Raw genomic sequence first — 21,424 nt, 5'->3', positions numbered from 1 at the left:
AAAGGCCGAAGCAGTGCTTCGGCCTTTTTTATAACTATTTCAAATCTGATAGAGATTATTTAAAATCAATCTCGCCTAAAAATCTTTCAGCATCCAAGGCAGCCATACAGCCAGTACCCGCTGCGGTTACCGCTTGACGATAATGTTTATCCATCACATCGCCACAGGCAAAGACACCTTCAACGCTTGTGTGGGTAGTACCCGGAATGACTTCTATATAGCCTTCATTATCTAATTTTATATGACCTTGGAATAAATCCGTTGCCGGCTTGTGGCCGATCGCAATAAAGGCCCCCTCTACTTCCAAGCGCGATAGCGCCCCCGTTTTGGTATTCTCAAGTTCAATAGCCGCCAAGGCACTATCTCCACCTGCGATAAACTCAGAGACGACACTATTCCACTGAATCCGGATTGCCGGATTAGCCAGCAATCGACGCTGTAAAATCTTTTCAGCCCGTAAGCTATCACGCCGATGAATTAAGGTTACTTCAGGACTGTGATTGGTAAGATAAAGCGCTTCTTCGACTGCCGTATTGCCACCGCCGATAACCGCTACTTTTTTACCTCGAAAGAAAAAGCCATCACAAGTTGCACAAGCTGAAATACCTTTGCCGCGTAAGGCGGTTTCACTTTGCAGTCCCAACCACCGTGCTTGAGCACCGGTTGAAATCACTAATGCATCTGCCAGATAAATTTGGCCACCATCCCCCGTCAGACGGAAAGGTCTTTTTGATAAATCTACCGAAGTAATAACATCCCAGACCAAACGTGCTCCGACATTTTCAGCCTGAGCTTGCATTTGTTCCATCAACCAAGGCCCTTGGACGGGTTCTCTAAAACCGGGAAAATTTTCAACATCGGTAGTAATAGTGAGCTGTCCCCCCGGCTGAAGCCCTTGCGCGACGATAGGACTTAAACCAGCCCGTGCCGCATAGATTGCTGCGGTAAGACCGGCAGGTCCACTGCCAAGAATAAAGATACGGGTAAATAGCGGATCAGCACTCATTAACGGCGCTCCCTTATAAAAGCAGCAAATTTAAAGCTAAAAAATGACGAACGGATTTAATACCGTTGTTTTTGAATGTGGGAACGGCAAAAATAACGATAAGTGATATTTCTGATGAATAGGATTCCCAATATAGCGCTCATATCGGCGAACCAGTCGGCTAATTCGGCATCTCGGTGGATGAAAGGTATAGCTTGGGTAAGTTCAATAAACGCACCGAAAGCCGCCAACCTAAAAGCTAATTTTAAGGACTGGACTTTTGGCCATCCCAGACATGCCAGCGTCGTTAATAATAGAAAGGCAAGGATATGATCAATTTTGTCGCTGGGGGCGAGGTGTAAAGTATCAGCTGAAGGAATAACCGCACATATATAAGCCCCCAACAGCGCTATCCAGAAAGATAACCTGATAATCCAGATTATAGCAGGATGCTTCAATCGAGGCCACTTTCAAAAAAAAGAGGTGACCGAAGCCACCTCCCTATTCTTATTTTTTGTTGCGCAGGGAAAGACCACCAAAGCGCTTGTTAAAGCGAGCAACCTGACCACCCGCATCAACCAATTGTGAACGGCCACCGGTCCATGCAGGATGAACGCGCGGATCAATATCCAGCTTAAGGGTATCACCCTCTTTGCCCCAAGTTGAACGCGTTTCAAAGACGCTGCCATCAGTCAGCTGTACTTTGATGAAATGGTAATCGGGATGAATATTCTGCTTCATAATAAGCTCCATTGAGCGGCTGGTTACCGACCAGCCTTATAAGAGAAGCTGCATCTAGCGCTCTATTTCAAAAGACACAAGGGCAGTATCGTTAACGATGTTTCAGAAGGGACAAAAATTAAAACAAACTTATCCTTCTTAGTTCTTAGCTAACCGGATCGGCAATCATGGCCGTAAATTCTGTTTCAGCCGCCACTTTGTCTTCAACTAAAGCGCGCGCCTTAAATTTACATATTTTGGAACGCTTTTGTAAAAACGCGACCTCAAGGCGTAACAGAATACCCGGTTCAACTGGAATGCGAAATTTAGTTTCATTGATCGCCATAAAGTAGACCAATTTACCCGTACCCGCCAAATCAAGCGATTCAATAGCTAACACACCCGCCGCTTGTGCCAGAGCTTCAACAATCAAAACCCCGGGCATGATAGGACGACCAGGGAAATGACCTGCAAAAAACGGCTCATTGATAGTGACAGCTTTGATCGCTGTAATTTTTTCACCAAGAACAAGCTGCTCAACACGATCCACTAACAGCATCGGGTAACGATGCGGTAGCGCAGCCATAACCCGCTTTATATCAAGCGGGCCGATAACTTTTGGTGTTTCGGTTGTTTCTGTCATAAATATTACCGACTAGTAGGACGACGAGCAGCAGGGGGAACGGATGCATTTGAGGAGGCAGCCGAGCTTCCACGAGGTGCCGGTGTAGCGGTTGAAGAATCACCATTTTGAGCTTGATTCTGACGTTCTGAAGCTGGAACCCAGTTAGCCGGCGGGGTAATTGAAACCGTCGTAACTCGACGATTAAGATCCGCTGCCACATCAGGCGTCATATCCGCTGTTGGATCAGCTAAAATAGCCCCTTGGGGATTAAGCACGAGGTTGATCTTCCGAGCAGCCATAACACTGCGGATAGATTCTTCCATATGATCTGTAATCTGTTCTTCAGCATAGGCATTGGGTCTCATGAAAGGCATACCCAATTTCATCATTTCCTGTTGGGCTGCTTGTTGCCGAGCCTGAAAAGCTGCAATTTTAGGCTGAAGTATGGCGCTAGAGCTGTTGGCCTTTTGAAGACGTATAAGTTCATCACGCTGTTGGGATAATTCGCCTTCTAACGCAACACGACGGTTATTATAGGCATCAATCTGACTACGATAGGTCGCTTGAATCTGCGTTTGCGCCGCCTTTAATGCGTTTGATTGCGTCAAGACACCTTGAAGATCAACAATAGCAGCAGATTGTGCCATAACAGGGGCTGCACTTACAGCAGCGACAAAAGCAACACCGGCCAATAGTTTATTCATTAAAATGCTGTCCCTACGTTGAAGGTTATAAGTTTTTTGTCATCACCGCGCTGACTGACAATAGCCTTAGCGATATCAATACGGAATGGCCCAAATGGTGAATTCCAGTTTACACCAAAACCAACAGAAACACGTGGTTTCCATGAATCCCCTAAGAAATATTCCTTAATTGGTGTAACGGAAGTCGTCACTGCCGTATTTTTAGCACCATTAGATCCCGTAGCACTTGTTGTATAGTTACCGCTACTATCTGTATAAAGGGCCTGACCTTTAGAATTAGTTACCTGTCTTGCCGTCACCTGACACGTACCCTGCCCCGCAGTTGTTCCCGAACCACAGCTATCAATCAGAGCAGGCTTAGGAACACCCCAGACAGAACCAATATCGGCAAAGATAGATGGCCTCAATCCCATTTCCCGAGCACCGGCCCCCATCGGCACTTCTAATTCAGCATGACCTAAATATTCTTTGCTACCACCCAATGCGTCATCAGAAGATTCTCCTCCCAAAACAGCATTACCGTTGCTATCAAAAGAATAATCATTACGCGCGACGCGAGGTCCAACACCACGGAAATTAAACCCACGGAATTGAGGCTGACCTAGGAAGAAACGGTCAATTAAACGGATATTACCATCATATCCCCAGACATAGCCCGCTTCACCCCGCAGAGAGAAAACAAAGCCACGGGTTAAATTCCAGTATTTGGCCGCCTCGATACGGGTTTTAAGATAATGGACGGTACCGCCAACACCCGCAAAATCCTGACTGAAAGTAAAGCGTGAACCAGAGGTCGGATGCATGACATTATTAAGGCTATTGAAGGCGATAGAATAGCCAATGGTAGAGTTAACCCATGAGCCCAAGGCTTCGCACAAATAACGACCCGCCAGCAAAGGATCGCAAGCCCCATTGGTATAGTAGCTACTTTTATCAATCTTCACCGTTTCGTAACTGATGCTATAGCGCAAAAGCAAATTTAAATATTCCGTGATAGGAATACCCGCACGAAGCTGAATACCGGTTGAAGCCTGACGATAAGTCGTATTCCGATCCGTACCATTCATATAGTTAAAGGCGTTATAATCATTACGGAAAATATCGCCACCAAAGGCAATCGCGTGGTCGAATAAGTAAGGTTCGGTAAAGCCAAGATCGACCGATTTTGAATAGTAAGACCAGTTAGCCGAAGCGCGGACAGTTTGTCCCTTACCCATGAAGTTATTCTGCTGAATAGAAATATCCAGAATAATCCGTTCAAGGCTAGAATAACCTGCAGAAACGGATAGCTGACCCGTCGATTTTTCTTGAAGGTTTGTTTCTAATACTAAACGATCAGGCGTTGAGCCCGGACGTTGTGTAATTTCTAATCTATCTTGGAAGAATCCTAACGATTGAATACGGTCACGAGAACGCTTCACACGCAATAAATTGAAAACATCCCCTTCCGCTAAACGGAATTCGCGACGAATAACCTTATCACGGGTCGTTGTATTACCGTTAATCTCAACGCGCTCAATATACTGTCTTGGGGCTTCTGCAATTCTGAATTCAACCCCCATCGTCAGGTTATCTTTATCCGGTGTGAAATTAGGATTCACATCCGGCGTATAGCCCATAAGACCAGCAGCTTCTGTCAAAGTATCAATGGTATCTTCTACCAACTTTGCGTTATACCACTGCCCTTTTTTAATTTTGACGAGGGATTTAAAGTTATCCGCTTTCACATCACGGATTTCGGAATCTAACGAGACATCCCCAAATTTATAGCGTTGCCCTTCTTCAACGACATAGGTGATGATAAAATCGCGTCGATCAGGCGTTAATTCAGCAATGGCGGAAACAACACGAAAATCAGCATATCCGTTTACCAGATAGAATTGACGTAATTTTTGTTGATCATACGCTAATTTATCGGGATCATAGCTTGTACCCGAACTCATGATACGCCAGAGGCGAGCCTGTTTTGTTGCCATGGCTTTACGTAGCTGGGCATCAGAAAACTGTTTATTCCCGATAATATTAATCTGGCGAACTTTTGATTTTGGGCCTTCGGTGATTTCAAAAACAATATCAACACGATTTTGATCTAACCGTACCATTTTAGGTTCGACAGTTGCGGCAAATCTTCCCTGACGTCGATAAAGTTCAATAATACGAGAGACATCAGCTCTCACCGCATCGCGGGTAAAAATTTGCCTTGGGGCAAGTTTAATTTCAGGGCGAATTTTATCCTCTTTAATCCGTTTGTTACCTTCTAAAACAATACGGTTGATTATTGGATTTTCATGAACCTGAAGGGTAAGACTGCCTGGATTATTCGGATCATCAAGAACAACGGCATCCGAAAAAAGTTGAGTCGCATATAAATCCTGAACAGCTGTATCCAATGTTTCGGCGGTATAGCGTTGCCCCACTCTTAATTTCACATAAGAGAGGACAGTATCAGGTTCGAGCCGCTCTGATCCAACTACGGCAATAGATTTCAACACGCGCTCAACAGGTTTCGGCGCGATAGGCTCTGGTAATACAGGGGCTGTATTATTGACAGCTGTAGGCGCGTTCTCTGCTGCGGAAGAGGTCGTCGCCGGTGCCTCCGCGTTATCAGGTGCTGCTGCCTCGGTTGCTGTCGTGGCAGCTGTTGACGCCGCGGGTTCGGTAGAAACTGCGTTCTCTACTGCGGAAGAGACGGTCGCCGGTGCCTCCGCGTTATCAGGTGCCGCTGCCTCGGTTGCTGTCGTGGCAGCTGTTGACGCCGCGGGTTCGGTAGAAACTGCGTTCTCTACTGCGGAAGAGACAGTCGCCGGTGCCTCCGCGTTATCAGGTGCCGCTGCCTCGGTTGCTGTCGGGGTAGCCGTTGACGCCGCGGGTTCAGTAGAAACTGCGTTCTCTACTGCGGAAGAGACGGTCGCCGGTGCCTCCGCGTTATCAGGTGCCGCTGCCTCGGTTGCTGTCGGGGTAGCCGTTGACGCCGCGGGTTCGGTAGAAACTGCGTTCTCTACTGCGGAAGAGACGGTCGCCGGTGCCTCCGCGTTATCAGGTGCTGCTGCCTCGGTTGCTGTCGTGGCAGCTGTTGACGCCGCGGGTTCGGTAGAAACTGCGTTCTCTACTGCGGAAGAGACGGTCGCCGGTGCCTCCGCGTTATCAGGTGCCGCTGCCTCGGTTGCTGTCGTGGCAGCTGTTGACGCCGCGGGTTCGGTAGAAACTGCGTTCTCTACTGCGGAAGAGACGGTCGCCGGTGCCTCCGCGTTATCAGGTGCTGCTGCCTCGGTTGCTGTCGTGGTAGCCGTTGACGCCGCGGGTTCAGTAGAAACTGCGTTCTCTACTGCGGAAGAGACGGTCGCCGGTGCCACTGCATTATTGGGTTTGGTTGCTTCTGTGGTAGGCGCCGTATTCGCAGGTGCTGATTCTACCTGCGTATTATTACTTTTATCTGTAGAATTTTCGACCGCATTAGCCGTACTCTCCGCGATCAAATTCGCTTCAGCTTCCGAAAGAGGTTGTGCCTGTAGAGGAATCGCGGTCGTTCCCAACAAGGTAGATAACATTACCAGGGAAGCCAAAGGCCTATTCTGCCGGCTACGCCGATTATTATTAAAAGAATTACCTGAATTGCGCGCCGTCACCCGTTATTCGCCCTCTTTCAGAAAACGACAACCGTTATACGGCCGCCTTATCCATCGTGATGGAAAGTCCATCACCCACCCTCTCAACTAAAACTGACAAGTATCGATTTAAAAATCGAAATTATTAACTTAATAGCGGTTTCAGCCAAACGAACAATCCAAGATCATTCAATGTTGAAAATAGCATTAAGCTTAAAAGCAAAAATAAGCCGAAGCGAAAAGCCCATATCTGAATCACGGGCGTAAGAGGTCTTCTTATTATTATTTCCACTGCATAGAAGAAAAGATGTCCTCCATCCAGCATTGGAACTGGCAATAAATTGATGAATCCAAGATTAACCGAGATAGCTGCCATAAAAAGAATAAAAGGGAGAAGACCTAATTCAGTCACCTGCCCTGACATTTTGGCAATGCGGATCGGCCCACCTAATTCATCCATTGATCGACGGCCTGTAATAATTTGGCCGATTCCATCGATCTGCTCATGGAGCATAGTGCCTACAGCTGAAGTAGCGATCAGAGGAATCTCGGTCAAGGGTGGATGCACAATTACCGGTGCATCGCCTAAGATACCCAAAAGGCCAATCCGGCTTTTATTTCCAAAACGATCCGTAAAATGTTCGGATTTTAAATGGGCTGTTACAGTCATAAGGCGACCATCCCTGATCAGACTGATCTTTACATCCTGGTCAGGATGCATCTGAACAACAGGTTGAAGGTCATTGAAATATTTAACTTTATAACTATCAATAGCGGTGATTTTATCACCGGCCTTAAGACCTGCTATAGCCGCTGATGACTGAGGGAGTATTGAAGAAATAGTAGCGGGGCTACGGACAACCCCGTGCATAGAAAAAAGTGCGGCAAAAAGCAAAATAGCAACGAAAATATTTGTTAAAGGGCCGGCCAAAACAATCAAAAAACGATGCCATACTTTTTTAGCCTGAAAAGTCCTTGCCCGTTCTTCTGGAGGTAACGAAAGCCATTCATTTGATGGTTGGCCTGAACTGGCTGGATCCATATCACCTGCAAAACGGACATATCCTCCAAAAGGAAGATAGGCGATCCGCCAACGGGTGCCTAAACGATCAGTCCAACCAAAAATTTCAGGTCCAAAACCAATAGAAAAAACATCCGCCCGCACGCCAAAAAAGCGTGCAACGGCGTAATGTCCTAACTCGTGGACGAAGACCAAGGGACCAATAACAGCTATAAAACTGATGATCGAAAATATAATCCCGGAATAGCCATTCACGCGGGTAAACTCTCCATTAAATTCATAGCCTGTAAGCGCGCTTCACTATCAATGGCAAAGACATCTTCTAAGGAAGAAGGTGCCGGTGGCGTATAATACTCAAGCGTTTTTTCAACAATTTTAGCAATATCAAGAAAGCCGATTTTGCGCTCAAGAAAGGCAGCAACAGCTATTTCATTAGCTGCATTCATAACAGCTGGACGCGGCCCGCCCGCTTTCAAAGAATGAACGGCTAAAGAGAGCGCCGGAAAACGCTGATAGTCGGGCGCTTCAAAATCCATTTGCCGTAATTTAGCAAAATCCAAAGATTCGGAAGGGGTTTCCATGCGTTTGGGCCAAGCTAAGGTGTGCCCAATAGGCGTTCTCATATCTGGACTACCGATTTGCGCTAAAATAGAGCCATCCCGATATTCCACCATAGAATGAATAACCGATTGAGGGTGAACTAAAATTTCGAAGGTATCTAAGGGGACCTTAAATAAATGATAGGCTTCGATCAGCTCGAGTCCTTTATTCATCATCGTAGCCGAATCAACAGAGATTTTAGCACCCATAGACCAATTGGGATGTCGAACCGCTTGTTCAGGTGTTACCTTAGCCATATCCTCTAAAGGGGTTTTACGGAAAGGACCTCCGCTTGCCGTGATAATAATCCGTCGAACATATTCAGGATTATTATGAGGGAAACACTGAAAAATAGCATTATGCTCAGAATCTACAGGTAAAAGAATAGTGCCATGATTTTTAACCGCTTCAATCATCAACGCACCCGCTGAGACTAAGGCTTCTTTGTTAGCAAGTGCAACCGTTTTACCCGCACGAATAGCGGCCAGCGTTGGTTTTAAGCCCGCACATCCAATAATAGCCGCCATAGTCCAATCTGCCCCCATGGCAGCGGCTTCAACTAAGGCCGTGGGGCCAGCAGCAGCTTCGACATCAGTGCCCGCCAAGGCTTCTTTTAAAGCAGAATATAAGCTTTCATCCGCAATAACGGCTCGTTTTGCTTTCGTCCGCTTAGCGGCTGCGGCTAGTTCTTTTACATTACGGTGAGCAGTCAAGGCCATCACCTGATAACGGTCAGGATTCCGTTCAATCAAATCCAAAGTTGAATGGCCGATTGAACCGGTCGCACCTAACACGGTTACCGTTCTGGGCTGATTCATGACGCAAAGGCTCCAATTTTAATTAAGATAGCCGTCAGCAAAGCTACCGGCGATAATCCATCGACGCGATCCATAATACCTCCATGTCCGGGCAATAAATGTCCCGAATCTTTGACATGAGCGCGTCGTTTTAACCAGCTTTCAAAAAAATCACCTGCCTGCGCAATGATCGCCATCGGTGCACCGATTACTTTCATAAAAAAAGGCAAATGAGCAAAATCTGCAATCAGATAAGCAAAAATGGCGGCTGAAATCATACCACCAAGCAAACCACTCCATGTCTTTTTAGGGCTTAGGATCGGCCATAATTTGGGGCCACCGATCAGGCGTCCTGCAAAAAAAGCGCCTATATCTGTCGCTGCGGTAACCGCAACAATCCAAGTGACCAACCAAATGCCATTGGGGCTAAGGCGTAACAGGGTTAAGGCTAAAGCGGGTAACAAAGCGTAAAAAAAACCAGCAAGCTGCCACAAAAAGGAAGATCCTGTCAGACCACGCCATTCCCGAAAGACTAAACCCGCTATCAAAGCCGCCGATAAAGCAAAAACATATCCCCCTATTCCGATAAGGCAGACTGCCAAAATCGCTAAGAGGACGCCAACAATAATACGAAGTTTTAGCTCACTCACAAGCCACCATAACGTCTCTCTCGACGCGCATACTCTTCGACTGCCGTCTTTAAAGTTTCACTATCAAAATCCGGCCACAGAGTATCGATAAATAATAACTCGGCATAAGCCGCCTGCCATAACAAAAAATTTGACAGACGCTTTTCTCCTGATGTTCGTATAACCAGATCTAAGGGCGGTAAATCACGGGTATAGAGAAAAGATTCAATGGTGCTGACATCAATATTGTCAGGATCAAGTAAACCTTTACAGGCTTGCTTGGCAATTAGTCTGGTAACATGGACTAATTCATCCTGTGCCCCATAATTTAGAGCAAAGACCAGTGTAAGGCGCGTATTATCGGCGGTTATTTCTATCGCCTTATTCAATAAGGACACTAAATCCTGATCAAGGCGCGTATAATCTCCGATTACCTTTAAACAGATCCCTTTTTCTTTTAAATTCTGCATTTCCTGTTGCAGACAAAGCCGCAACAAGCCCATTAAATCGGCGACTTCACTAGCAGGCCGGCGCCAATTTTCAGAAGAAAAAGCATACAAGGTTAAAACCTCTATGCCCATTTCAGCAGCGGCTCGAACCGTTTTTTTTACGGCGTCCGCCCCCTTTTTATGGCCAGCCAGACGCGGAAGATGGCGTGCCGAAGCCCAACGTCCATTGCCATCCATGATGATAGCAACATGACGAGGGACGAAGAAGCCGGATTTACTGGATTTCGCCGCAGAACTGGCCAGCGGGGCTATCACTTACCAAGAATTTCCTTTTCTTTATGCGCTGCCAACGCATCAATATCCGCGATTGTTTTATCTGTCATTTTTTGGATTTCATTCTCAAAGCGCTTTTTTTCGTCTTCGCTAATTTCGTTCTTTTTTTCATCTTGTTTCAGGTGATCATTACCATCACGACGAACGTTACGAACAGCTATACGCGCTTTTTCAGAATATTGTCCAACCAGTTTTGCCAATTCCTTACGACGTTCTTCTGTCAGATCAGGAATAGGCAGACGGAGCATTTGACCATCGACAATAGGATTGAGCCCCAATCCTGCAGAACGAATCGCTTTATCAACCGGCGTTACATTGCTTTTATCCCAGACCTGAACCGTAATCATGCGAGGCTCGGGGACAGAAACAGTGGCTACCTGATTAAGAGGCATATTAGCCCCATAAACATCAACCGTGACAGGATCCAATAAAGATGTAGAAGCCCGGCCTGTTCTAAGACCACCAAAATCACTTCTTAATGATTCAAGTGCGCCTTTCATGCGCCGCTCAAGATCGGCTTTGTTATAGGCTGCCATTATTCCTCCTCATTACATACTATAGTCGCTATACCTTCACCTTCTAGAACACGGATTAGATTTCCCTGTTCTCGAATATTGAAGACAACGATCGGAATATTATTGTCACGACACAAAGCTGTCGCACTTGCATCCATTACTTTTAAATCATCGGCTAAAACACGATTAAAGGAAACGCTATCATAGCGTTTTGCTGCTTTAACCTTTTTGGGATCGGCATCATAAACACCATCCACAGATGTACCTTTAAACAAGGCATCACATTTCATTTCAGCGGCCCGTAAAGCCGCGCCACTATCCGTCGTAAAGAATGGGTTACCGGTACCGGCAGCAAAAATGACAATCCGTCCTTTTTCCATATGCCGTTCAGCCCGTCTCCGGATAAAAGGCTCACAAACAGTGGGCATGGGAATAGCCGATTGTACGCGCGTATCAACACCGATACGTTCTAGGGCATTTTGCACAGCAAGTGCATTCATGACGGTTGCAAGCATTCCCATATAATCAGCGCTACTTCGTTCAAAACCACGAGCGGTAGCCGCTAAGCCACGGAAAATATTACCCCCACCAACGACAATGCAGAGTTGATAACCTGCCTCACGGGCATCCCGAATTTCATCGGCGACACGGGCAACAGTCGCAGGGTCAATGCCAAACTGACTGGGACCCATCAGCACTTCCCCCGACAGTTTTAGCAGGATACGGTTAAAGCGCGGACGTTTATACACCGTCAAAACCTCTCGAAGGACTATCGAAACAAGGTAAGCTCTACTTCTATCAGCAAATATCGCTATGCCAAGTAAAGGATTATAAAAAAAGTCAACGCCTCTTATTTTCGAGGCGTTGACCTTGACTGTAGCTTAAAAATTAAGCGCCAGCGGCAGCCGCTACTTCAGCAGCAAAATCGCTTTCCTGCTTTTCAATACCTTCACCCAACTGGAAGCGAACAAATTGTTTCAAGACAATAGGAGCACCTGCTTCTTTCGCCGTTTTCTTGACGACATCAGAAACACGGGTTTTACCGTCCACCACAAAAATCTGGCTAAGAAGCGCATTTTCCTTGCGGTATTTTGCAACGGCACCTTCAACCATACGCGTGATGATTTCAGCCGGTTTACCAGATTCAGCGGCTTTTTCCTGAGCAATGGCGCGTTCACGCTCAATAGCTTCCGCATTCAAAGAATCTTCATCAAGCGCCAGTGGATTGGCAGCCGCTACATGCATAGCAATCTGCTTTCCAAGCGCTTCCAAAGTTTCAGCCGGTGCTTCACTTTCCAAAGCAACCAGAACACCAATTTTACCAACACCTGGTGCAACCTGATTATGGATATAGGAAACAATCACACCCTTTTCGACTTCAGCAACCGCTGCACGACGAAGCGCCTGATTTTCACCGATAGTCGCAATATTAGCCGTTAATACGTCATTGACGGTTCCACCCTCGGGATGGGGTGCATTAGCAATAACGTCTATATCGCCACCATGATTAAGAACTAAACCTGTCACGGTTTTTACAAAATCTTGGAATTTTTCATTTTTGGCAACGAAATCGGTTTCGCTGTTTACTTCAAGAACGGCCCCTTTCGTGCCTTCAATAGCAACACCGACCAAACCTTCAGCAGCCTGACGGCCCGCCTTTTTAGCCGCCGCCGCTAAACCTTTAGCGCGCAGCCAATCAACGGCTGCTTCCATTTCACCATTGGCTTCGGATAAAGCCTTTTTGCAATCCATCATGCCAGCGCCGGTGCGCTCACGAAGCGCCTTCACGGCAGCAGCGGTAATTTCCGCCATGTTTTACCTCTTTATGTTACGGATGAGGCAGGGAAAGTAGTTATTCCCTGCCTCCAATTTTATGCGTTCACTCTCTTGTACATTAATAATGCACAAGGATATGAAACTGAATATTAGGCTAAAGCTTCTTCAGCTGCGGGCTCAATAGCCGCGCCGAGATCTTCGCCCAGATCCTGACGATTCTGCTGATCACCACGCGTAGCGGCATCGGCAATCGCATCGCAGTAATAACGAACAGCGCGAGCTGCATCATCATTAGCAGGAATTGGGAACGCAATACCATCCGGGCTGACATTGGAATCAAGGATAGCAACGACTGGAATACCAAGCGTGTTAGCTTCTTTAATTGCTAACTCTTCTTTGTTGGCATCGACAACAAACATGATGTCTGGAATGGTGCCCATATCGCGGATACCACCTAAGGATAATTCCAGCTTGTCACGTTCGCGGGTTAACTGAAGAATTTCCTTCTTGGTGAAACCAGCCGCATCACCAGAAAGCTTTTCTTCCAACGTTTTTAAACGCTTGATAGAACCAGAAATCGTACGCCAGTTGGTCAACATACCTCCCAACCAACGATGATTAACGAAAAACTGGCCTGAACGACGGGCTGCATCAGCAATAGGTTCTTGTGCCTGACGCTTGGTACCGACAAACAGAACCTTACCACCATGAGCAACCGTCTGCCCGATAAAATCGAGAGCACGGGTAAATAAAGGAACAGTCTGGGAAAGATCCATAATATGGATGCCATTGCGATCGCCGAAAATATACGGCTTCATCTTTGGATTCCAACGATGGGTCTGATGGCCAAAATGAGCGCCAACGTCCAACAGTGACTGCATAGTAACGGTAGGTACCGCCATAAATATACTCCTTCCGGTTAAAACCTCGCCAGGAAAGTGACCTTCCGGATCGACGAAAGGCACCGGTCGTTCATAATTCCCGGGTGTGAGATAAGGGCGCAGTAGAGAGAATACACCCAAAAATCAAGAGAGAGATTAAAACAGGCATTCTCTTGACTTTGAATCAAAGCTTTAAAGCTTTTTTTGTTCCATGCTTGACATAAGAACATAATGAGAACAAGCAAGAGAAATTCAGAATAAATATGCTATAAAATTTGGCCAATATTGAACTCTACTGAAGGCATAATATAGCAAAAACACCGTAAACAGGCTCTTTAAAAGTAAAATTTAATGGTTTTGTTCAGGGATTTGTGTGTTTAGAACAAAAAAAGAACGAAATTGGGAATATATTAAATTATGGCCCTAAAATTTTTTACAGTACCGATTAGGGAAAGAAAAAGATGATAATCCTGCTTTTATTTTGGTTTTTATTGATATATTTTGGTTTTTATTGATAGTTGCCACAGTTTTTAGTCTTGTAAGTGTGGTCTATGACATAAAATCTCTGTGGCAGTGGCGTGATAGCTATCATCAGAGGATTTTTCAGAAAAAGGCGGATTTCCAAAAAACAAGAAACCTTGATATTACTGTCATTTCTATCACGAAGATACCTTCGCTATCTGGCTTGTCGTCTTTCTATAAAAAGCAAAATATTTTTATTTTCGCTCAGAAGTTACCCTCTGATTTTAGGGTAATACAGGCGGCACAAAATCCTCTGACATACAAAGTGATTGATTAACTTTACTATAACTCAGAATGCCAAAAGGTAACGAAGCTGTATAAGCGAGGCTAAAAGCGGCCAAGACAGCCCAAGGCGCACTGATAAAAGCCCCTGCACCTATGGCAACCATTACCAATAACCCTAGGCGTAATTTTGGACGAACCCTTAAGACTGACCAACCAAAAGTCGGAAAATCTGCAATCATTAAAAAAGCAGAAAAGCTTACCCATAAACCGACTAAAAGAGGGGATCGAAAAATATCGAAACCAGATAAAAACCATGCGTAAAGCGGCATTATGGAAAGATTTGCACCCGCAGGTGCTGGAACGCCTGTCAAAAAACCAGCTGATTTGTGGGGTTGGTCAAGATAATCAATATTGACATTGAAACGCGCTAACCGCAGCGCACAACATACGGCGTGAGATAAAGCAAAAAGCCATCCCCAACGAGGCCAACTCTGTAAAGTCCAAAGATAAAGTAAAATAGCAGGCGCGACGCCAAAAGCGATGACATCTGATAAAGAATCTAACTCTGCCCCAAAACGGGTAGCCCCTTTCAAGAGACGGGCAATTCGGCCATCGAGCGTATCTAATACCGCTGAAATCAAAATAGCATAAACCGCATTTTCCCACTCGCCTGAAACAGCGTAACGAATCGCCGTAAGGCCACTACATAAAGCGAGTGTCGTAATGGCATTAGGCATCAAAGCCCGTAAGGGAATACTACGTCGTTCAGTATTATAACGCCCTTTTAGTCGATTTTGGCGGGTCTTCATAACCGTCTCCCTAAGAGCGGGACCGCTTTTGAACCTATCCGACCTAAAATAGTTTCCCCTGCGACACAGCGTTGTCCTAAGGCTACTTGAGGCATAGTGCCTTCTGGTAAATAGACATCAACCCGACTGCCAAAACGAATAAGACCGACCCGTTCCCCTCGTTCCACATAATCTTCTGTTTTCGTTAAAGGCACAATCCGCCTTGCAATCAATCCTGCAATTTGGGTGAAACCGATATTTAAACCTTCCTTTGTCTCGATCATAAAATGTTGGCGTTCATTTTTTTCACTCGCCTTATCAAGATCAGCACTTAGGAAAGCCCCCGGTACATAGACAATCCGAGCCATCCGCCCCGGCACCGGGGCTCGATTGATATGCACATCAAAAACGCTCATAAAAATAGAGACGCGTATCATCGGTTTATCGCCTAAGGCCCCCTCGCCCGCCAGTTCTAAGGGGGGAGGAACCGTGGCAATTAAAGATACCATGCCATCTGCCGGAGCAATAATCAGTCCTTCACCTTCGGGAACTGTCCGTATCGGATCACGAAAAAAAGCCGCTACGCAAAAGCAAATGACGGCTAAGGGCCATGCCATCCACATCCATGTCACGCCCGCGATTACAGCGGAGATAACCACGGCAATAACAAAAAATTTTCGGCCTTCAGGATGGATTGAAGGAAAATGCCAGCGGATAGATTGTGCGCCGGTTTCGCGCTTTGCCTCTTTATTCATGCTTGCCTTTTAAAGGCCTCCCGCTTTTCTGACAATGGCAACAATATGCCCTTTTAAGGGTTAGAATACAGCCTTGATTTAAAAAAGAAATTTAAGAAAACAAAACTATTCTCAAAAGCTACCTTTTTTCAATTAATAGAGAGGATACATTGGTTGCCTTAAAAAAAAGCTCCCCTATCATAAAATTGAAATAAAAATATAATTTATACTGTCTCTCTTTAAAAAAATTGAAAAAAGGATTGTCCTATTAAATTCGCCCCTGTGTATCTGTCTGCCGCTGCGCTTCTGATTTTATTTATCATCCTGATAGGTCGGATCGATATAGGTTGGCCTATTGTTACCGCTGTAACAATGATTGGATTGTGGGGTATAATTTCCAAAAAGAAAGAAAAGCTTCCATCCCTTTCTTTTCACGATGACCTAACCACCTATTCCAAAGAAGAGAAGTCCCAATCAAATGCTAGTGCGGCAGATATTGTTACAGCATTGGATGAACCTGTATTATTAGTAAACCAAGATCAGGTAGAAGTCGCCAATAAAGCGGCTCAAGATTTATTAGGGGCCCATATTGAAGGGGGTGACATCCGACTTGCTATTCGTCATCCTGCGGCCATTCGGCGGCTAACTGGGGTTTTAGAGAAAGATATGCCCCCTGTTCTATTGGCAGGTCTTGGCGGGCTCAATCGTCGTTGGGAATTATATGCCCGAACACTCAATAAAAAAGAGCGTCTTATTTTATTACGGGATCAAAGCACGGCCCATTTAACAGAACAGGTTAGAATTGATTTTGTTGCTAACACTAGCCATGAATTAAGAACTCCCCTTGCGACATTAAGGGGTTTTATCGAAACGCTAGAGGATGATGAGGTTATCGAAGACCACGAAACACGCCATCATTTTTTGGGTATTATGGCGCGTGAAGCCAAAAGAATGCAAAATTTGGTCGACGATCTTATGTCACTTTCCCGTATTGAAGCCGGTAAATTTGATCCGCCCAAAGGGACATTAACACTTCTGCCGCTTATAGAAGATGTCGTCTCTAATCTAACGGTTGCGGGCCAAGCTAAAGAGTCACAAATTATTATTGAAAGTCAGCTTTCTGATAGTCAATTACAGGGTGATAGAGCAGAATTATCCCAATTACTTTATAATATTTTGGGAAATGCGTTAAAATATGGACGAAAAGACGGTAAAATTACTATCAATTTAACCGGTTTGCCCGATAGCCGAATTCGCCTTGCTCTTTCGGATGAGGGAGATGGTATTCCCTTTCATCACATTCCAAGATTAACAGAACGCTTTTACCGAGTTGATAACAGCCGTAGTCGATCTTTAGGGGGAACAGGTCTTGGTCTTGCGATTGTTAAACAAATTGTCGAGCATCACCAAGGCGAACTTGATATTAGCAGCCTTGCTGGAAAAGGCACTACTGTGACTGTTATATTACCTATAACCAATTCCCATACAGAATAAATTTTAAGATCTGATCCTTCTGGAATTAATTAAAGTCCTCATTGGGTAATTTTTAATTTTGTCATGAAATTATAATAAAATTGTCATTTCCTTGTCATGGAACCGGTTTACCTGTCATTCATTCTAAACAGTCAAGCTACCTATTGAAATTCGCAAACCCTTAGGACGGTTAAATAATTTAATGAATTAATAATCTTTCCCTACGCAAAAACCTAGGAAACGCTATCATTGTTTTAAATGCAGTCTATTTGAGCCTGAGGATAATATGAAAAAAGCATCAGAAATCGGTCATACGGTAAAAGCTTTTGATGAAGATCTGGGCGGTTTGCGCGCACTTATCTGTGAAATGGGTGGTCTTACGGAAACAGCGATTACCTCTACCTTAGACGCGCTTATCCACCACAATAAAGTTATGGCGGCTAATATTGTCGAAAGTGACAAGGAAATCGATGAATTAGAAATTGAAGCAGAGCGTATGGCTATGCGGATTATTTCGCTTCGTGCCCCGCTTGCCGATGATCTGCGTGATGTTCTGGCTGCGATGAAGATTTCAGGTGTTCTTGAACGTATGGCGGATTATGCCAAAAACATTGCCAAACGCGTGCCCATATTACAGAATTTACAAGATAGGGCAGCGATTAGTCCCGTGCCAGTTTTGCCCGTAATGGGTGAAATGGTCTCTGAAATGGTGCGTAATGTTTTGAATGCTTATGCTGCCCGAGACCCCAAAAAAGCTTTACAGGTTGCAGAGCGGGATATGGAGGTCGATGGATTATATAATAATCTATTTCGTATTCTTCTTACCTATATGATGGAAGATTCCAGCCGGATCAGCGCCTGCATTCATCTGATGTTTATTGCTAAAAATTTGGAACGGATTGGGGATCATGCAACGAATATTGCAGAAATGGTTTATTTCGCTGCCACCGGGAAACAAATGCCCGAAAGGACGCGCGGTGAAGATATTCTGGTGGCGGAGGATAACTGATGGCCGGACTACGGCTATTACTGGTAGAAGATGACGAAGCCCTAGCTGAATTATTGGCATGGCATTTTAAAAAGCAGAATTTTGAAGTGACGCATAGCTGTGATGGCGATGAAGCTATTTTGCTGGCACGCGAAAATCCGCCTGATATCATGTTGTTAGACTGGATGATTGAGGGCACTTCTGGCATTGAGGTCTGTCGCCAGCTACGCCGATATTCTGAAACAGCTAATCTACCGATCATCATGTTGACAGCACGCGGGGAAGAAAATGATCGGATAAGGGGACTTGAAACAGGGGCAGATGACTATGTTACAAAGCCCTTCTCCCCCCGGGAATTGGTGGCGCGCACGACGGCTGTTTTAAGACGCATTCGTCCTGCTCTTACCAAAGAACAGCTTACCTATGCTGATATTGAAATGGATATGGTAAGTCATAGGGTTAAGCGAGATAGCAAAGTTATTTCCATTGGCCCTACTGAATTTCGTTTGTTGCGGCATTTGATGGAATATCCGCGACGGGTTTTCTCTCGAGAAAAACTATTAGATTATATTTGGGGGCAAGATAGTGATATCGAATTACGGACAGTCGATGTGCATATTCGTCGTCTAAGAAAAGCGCTTAATCAGGAAGGTCTGCCTGATTTGATAAGAACAGTGCGTTCTGCTGGTTATGCTTTGGATATTGAAGAATCATAAAGCGTATAGTTTATAAGGGGTTATTATAATATTCATCTGGAATAACCCGTGCCCAACAGATAACATGCACTGAATGGGCACCTGCTTTTTTCAATATTTTTGCACAGCTTTCCGTTGTTGCACCCGTTGTAAAAACATCATCAATTAAAATAATGTTTCGTCCTTTTATCGGGTTATGACCGTTTTTGGGAAAACGGACAGCAAAAGCATTTTTAACGATATTAAGGCGTTGTTTTGCATTGAAACGGCCTAAATTCGCTGTTGATTTTATACGGCATAAAATATCAAAATCATAATCAAAACCTGACATTTTGGCCAAGGCTTTGGCTATCAAAGCCGTTTGGTTGAAACCGCGTTGCCATAAACGCCAACGATGTAATGGCACAGGTATAATTAAAGGATTTTCAGAACGAGAAGAATTTATTATTTCTTCTGAAAAATGGGAATCCGATAAAGCTATCGGAGATGAATATCCCTCCTGTCCATAGTGATGTTGATGCTCGGCGAAGGGCTCTACTTTTTGGGCACAGGAGGATAATTGTTTATCAGGTTCCTTCACAACAAAACGACGCATTAGTTTAGCCATACTATAAGCTAACATTGTCTGTTTTCCGTATTTGCAGCGCAAAACCAAACCCTTGGCCGTTTCACCATAAGCAACAACAGCATTCATCCGATCAAAGGACGGCGGCTTATGGAGACAGCGAGCACAGCGTAATTCATATTGAAGATCGGTAGACAAAGGAAGGCCGCATTGAATACATGTCGGCACTAATAAAAAATTGAGAGATTGCCAGCATTTTGGGCAGAATGCATGGTCTTCAGTAACAATATCCCCGCATCCAAGACAACGGGGCGGTAACGCATAACGAATAAAGGGTTCAATCCCCTTTCTGATTGTTTTGAATATAGTCTCTGCTTTTTTACGATAAAAAATAGGGATATTTTGCGTTACTTTAAGTATAATTTTATCAGAACTTACCATTTTTATTCTTAATTTTTCTTAATTAATTTTTGAATTAATATAATATTAAAGTTTTTAAAATAAAAAGGCCGATAAAAACCGGCCTTTTTTATAAAATGATCGCCAATATTGATCGCAATTTATTTTATAATACTGATTAAGCTTCCTCTTCAGGGGTAGGATCAAGCATTTCATCTGCAATTTCCGTGACATTATTACGGATCATTTTTTCGATTTTTTCGGCCATGTCGGGATGCTCTTTCAAATAAGTCTTGGCATTTTCACGTCCCTGCCCAATCCTGATAGAGTCATGGCTAAACCATGAACCAGACTTATCAATAATACCTGCTTTAACACCCAGATCCAGCAATTCGCCCATCTTGGAGACGCCTTCACCATACATAATATCAAATTCGACCTGTTTAAAAGGCGGTGCCAGCTTATTCTTGACTACTTTAACACGTGTAGCATTCCCGACGATTTCATCGCGATCTTTAATCTGACCGGTACGACGAATATCCAAACGTACACTTGCATAAAATTTTAACGCATTTCCACCCGTCGTAGTTTCTGGGTTACCATACATAACCCCGATTTTCATACGAACCTGATTAATAAAAATAACCAACGTATGGGAACGGTTAATAGAGCCAGTGATTTTCCGTAACGCTTGACTCATTAAGCGTGCTTGTAAGCCGACGTGGCTATCCCCCATTTCACCTTCAATTTCAGCACGGGGCGTCAAGGCTGCGACAGAATCAATAACCAGAATATCGACAGCATTAGATCGAATAAGGGTGTCGGTAATTTCTAGTGCCTGTTCACCGGTATCAGGCTGCGAAACTATTAAGTCTTCGGTATTAACACCCAGTTTTTTAGCATAAATTGGATCAAGGGCATGTTCGGCATCAACAAAGGCAGCCGTTCCGCCTGCTTTTTGAGCCTCTGCAATGGCATGTAAAGCGAGGGTCGTTTTACCCGAACTTTCAGGTCCATATATCTCGACAATACGTCCCCGAGGTAGACCACCAATACCAAGCGCGATATCAAGCCCAAGCGAACCACTGGAGATAGTATCAATTTCGATTTTCTCACGTGAGCCTAAACGCATCACCGAACCTTTACCAAAGGCGCGGTCAATCTGCGCTAAAGCCGCATCAAGGGCTTTTTGCTTGTCCATATCGTTATCCTTACCGGAAGTCGTAACCTTATTTTGCGAAGCCATCGCTATTCCTTTGTCCTAGAACTTCTACCCCAAAGCATCAACCAACATAATGCGAAACACTTTTCGTTCTTGTATGACGATAATTAGAACATAACGAGAACATAAGCAAGGAAAGGGGAATAGCAAGGCCTAAATAACAAGATTTCAAG

The 21,424-nt window shown here is 44.8% G+C and carries 21 protein-coding genes; 3 read left to right on the top strand and 18 right to left on the bottom strand.

What is annotated here, in order from left to right; translation table 11 throughout:
• Window positions 1-55: 55 nt before the first annotated feature.
• The 16 genes from trxB to ZYMOP_RS00715 all read right to left on the bottom strand — a co-directional run bounded on the left by trxB (window position 56) and on the right by ZYMOP_RS00715 (window position 15,930).
• Window positions 56-1,006 carry a thioredoxin-disulfide reductase gene (gene trxB, locus ZYMOP_RS00790; protein ID WP_013933458.1) on the bottom strand — a complete coding sequence of 317 codons (951 nt, stop codon included), beginning with the start codon at window positions 1,004-1,006 and terminating at the stop codon, window positions 56-58.
• A 56-nt stretch (window positions 1,007-1,062) separates the two neighbouring features.
• Entirely contained in the window at window positions 1,063-1,389 is a 327-nt protein-coding gene (locus ZYMOP_RS00785; RefSeq protein ID WP_252507426.1) for a teicoplanin resistance protein VanZ, read from the bottom strand.
• A gap of 103 nt (window positions 1,390-1,492) precedes the next feature.
• Window positions 1,493-1,726 (bottom strand): 50S ribosomal protein L31, encoded by a 234-nt coding sequence (gene rpmE, locus ZYMOP_RS00780; protein WP_013933456.1) that lies wholly within the window; start codon window positions 1,724-1,726, stop codon window positions 1,493-1,495.
• 145 nt (window positions 1,727-1,871) lie between these two features.
• Complete coding sequence (gene fabZ, locus ZYMOP_RS00775; protein ID WP_013933455.1) at window positions 1,872-2,348, bottom strand: 3-hydroxyacyl-ACP dehydratase FabZ; 477 nt, start codon at window positions 2,346-2,348, stop codon at window positions 1,872-1,874.
• A gap of 5 nt (window positions 2,349-2,353) precedes the next feature.
• Entirely contained in the window at window positions 2,354-3,034 is a 681-nt protein-coding gene (locus tag ZYMOP_RS00770) for an OmpH family outer membrane protein (protein ID WP_013933454.1), read from the bottom strand.
• Window positions 3,034-6,660: an outer membrane protein assembly factor BamA gene (gene bamA, locus ZYMOP_RS00765; protein ID WP_013933453.1), complete on the bottom strand. Its 3,627-nt coding sequence runs from the start codon at window positions 6,658-6,660 to the stop codon at window positions 3,034-3,036. The genes ZYMOP_RS00770 and bamA overlap by 1 nt, the downstream gene beginning before the upstream one ends.
• A 124-nt stretch (window positions 6,661-6,784) precedes the next feature.
• Entirely contained in the window at window positions 6,785-7,915 is a 1,131-nt protein-coding gene (gene rseP, locus ZYMOP_RS00760) for an RIP metalloprotease RseP (RefSeq protein ID WP_013933452.1), read from the bottom strand.
• Window positions 7,912-9,078 carry a 1-deoxy-D-xylulose-5-phosphate reductoisomerase gene (locus ZYMOP_RS00755; protein ID WP_013933451.1) on the bottom strand — a complete coding sequence of 389 codons (1,167 nt, stop codon included), beginning with the start codon at window positions 9,076-9,078 and terminating at the stop codon, window positions 7,912-7,914. Before ZYMOP_RS00755 ends, rseP begins: the two co-directional genes overlap by 4 nt.
• Window positions 9,075-9,707: a phosphatidate cytidylyltransferase gene (locus ZYMOP_RS00750; protein ID WP_013933450.1), complete on the bottom strand. Its 633-nt coding sequence runs from the start codon at window positions 9,705-9,707 to the stop codon at window positions 9,075-9,077. Before ZYMOP_RS00750 ends, ZYMOP_RS00755 begins: the two co-directional genes overlap by 4 nt.
• Window positions 9,704-10,450: an isoprenyl transferase gene (locus ZYMOP_RS00745; RefSeq protein ID WP_013933449.1), complete on the bottom strand. Its 747-nt coding sequence runs from the start codon at window positions 10,448-10,450 to the stop codon at window positions 9,704-9,706. Before ZYMOP_RS00745 ends, ZYMOP_RS00750 begins: the two co-directional genes overlap by 4 nt.
• Window positions 10,447-11,004 (bottom strand): ribosome recycling factor, encoded by a 558-nt coding sequence (gene frr, locus ZYMOP_RS00740; RefSeq protein ID WP_013933448.1) that lies wholly within the window; start codon window positions 11,002-11,004, stop codon window positions 10,447-10,449. Before frr ends, ZYMOP_RS00745 begins: the two co-directional genes overlap by 4 nt.
• Entirely contained in the window at window positions 11,004-11,732 is a 729-nt protein-coding gene (pyrH, locus tag ZYMOP_RS00735; protein WP_013933447.1) for a UMP kinase, read from the bottom strand. Before pyrH ends, frr begins: the two co-directional genes overlap by 1 nt.
• Before the next feature lie 139 nt (window positions 11,733-11,871).
• Window positions 11,872-12,795 carry a translation elongation factor Ts gene (gene tsf / locus ZYMOP_RS00730; RefSeq protein ID WP_013933446.1) on the bottom strand — a complete coding sequence of 308 codons (924 nt, stop codon included), beginning with the start codon at window positions 12,793-12,795 and terminating at the stop codon, window positions 11,872-11,874.
• Window positions 12,796-12,908: 113 nt separating this feature from the next.
• Window positions 12,909-13,661, bottom strand: coding sequence for a 30S ribosomal protein S2 (gene rpsB / locus ZYMOP_RS00725; RefSeq protein WP_013933445.1), 753 nt, complete (start codon window positions 13,659-13,661; stop codon window positions 12,909-12,911).
• 725 nt (window positions 13,662-14,386) lie between these two features.
• Complete coding sequence (gene pssA / locus ZYMOP_RS00720; RefSeq protein ID WP_013933444.1) at window positions 14,387-15,196, bottom strand: CDP-diacylglycerol--serine O-phosphatidyltransferase; 810 nt, start codon at window positions 15,194-15,196, stop codon at window positions 14,387-14,389.
• Window positions 15,193-15,930 carry a phosphatidylserine decarboxylase gene (locus ZYMOP_RS00715; protein ID WP_013933443.1) on the bottom strand — a complete coding sequence of 246 codons (738 nt, stop codon included), beginning with the start codon at window positions 15,928-15,930 and terminating at the stop codon, window positions 15,193-15,195. The genes pssA and ZYMOP_RS00715 overlap by 4 nt, the downstream gene beginning before the upstream one ends.
• A gap of 261 nt (window positions 15,931-16,191) precedes the next feature.
• On the opposite strand from ZYMOP_RS00715, the gene ZYMOP_RS00710 reads away from it, so the two are divergent.
• The 3 genes from ZYMOP_RS00710 (at window position 16,192) to phoB (ending at window position 19,086) form a co-directional block, all read left to right on the top strand.
• A complete protein-coding gene (locus tag ZYMOP_RS00710; protein ID WP_013933442.1) occupies window positions 16,192-17,403 on the top strand; it encodes an ATP-binding protein in 1,212 nt (403 codons plus the stop codon).
• Between the two features lie 265 nt (window positions 17,404-17,668).
• Complete coding sequence (gene phoU / locus ZYMOP_RS00705) at window positions 17,669-18,391, top strand: phosphate signaling complex protein PhoU (protein WP_013933441.1); 723 nt, start codon at window positions 17,669-17,671, stop codon at window positions 18,389-18,391.
• Complete coding sequence (gene phoB, locus ZYMOP_RS00700; RefSeq protein WP_013933440.1) at window positions 18,391-19,086, top strand: phosphate regulon transcriptional regulator PhoB; 696 nt, start codon at window positions 18,391-18,393, stop codon at window positions 19,084-19,086. Before phoU ends, phoB begins: the two co-directional genes overlap by 1 nt.
• A 10-nt stretch (window positions 19,087-19,096) precedes the next feature.
• Here phoB and ZYMOP_RS00695 read toward each other — a convergent pair whose 3' ends face one another.
• Together ZYMOP_RS00695 and recA are read right to left on the bottom strand one after the other, a co-directional pair.
• Window positions 19,097-20,071, bottom strand: coding sequence for a ComF family protein (locus ZYMOP_RS00695; RefSeq protein WP_013933439.1), 975 nt, complete (start codon window positions 20,069-20,071; stop codon window positions 19,097-19,099).
• Between the two features lie 136 nt (window positions 20,072-20,207).
• A complete protein-coding gene (recA, locus tag ZYMOP_RS00690) occupies window positions 20,208-21,275 on the bottom strand; it encodes a recombinase RecA (RefSeq protein WP_013933438.1) in 1,068 nt (355 codons plus the stop codon).
• Window positions 21,276-21,424: the final 149 nt, after the last annotated feature.

This window comes from Zymomonas mobilis subsp. pomaceae ATCC 29192 (assembly GCF_000218875.1).
GTDB lineage: Bacteria > Pseudomonadota > Alphaproteobacteria > Sphingomonadales > Sphingomonadaceae > Zymomonas > Zymomonas pomaceae.
This window is presented reverse-complemented; position numbering and strand designations above follow the sequence as displayed.